Origin of the sequence: Streptomyces sp. URMC 126 (assembly GCF_051386555.1) — a bacterium.
Classification (GTDB): Bacteria; Actinomycetota; Actinomycetes; order Streptomycetales; family Streptomycetaceae; genus Streptomyces.
The window spans coordinates 1-284 of sequence record NZ_JBPQTX010000778.1 but is presented as its reverse complement, the minus strand read 5'-3'; the positions used below and the strand labels follow the sequence as shown (position 1 = coordinate 284).

Here is a 284-nt window from a genome sequence, read left to right as displayed (position 1 = left end):
GGGGTTTCGGCGGGGGCGGTGCGCGAGGCGTACGAGAAGGCGTACGAGGGGGAGCCGTTCGTGCGGTTGCTGCCGCACGGGTGCTGGCCCTCGACGGGGGCGGTGATCGGTTCGAACGCCGTTCAGGTGCAGGTCGCCGTGGACGAGGCGGCGGACCGGGTGATCGCGGTCAGCGCGATCGACAATCTGACCAAGGGCACGGCCGGTGGCGCGGTGCAGAGCATGAACATCGCCCTCGGGCTGGCCGAGGAGCTGGGACTTTCCACGACAGGGGTGGCTCCGTG

General features: G+C 70.8%; 1 protein-coding gene. It reads left to right on the top strand.

The window, feature by feature from the left end:
* A partial coding sequence (locus tag ACSNOK_RS33875) for an Asd/ArgC dimerization domain-containing protein (protein ID WP_436784586.1) occupies window positions 1-284 on the top strand: 284 nt, incomplete at both ends.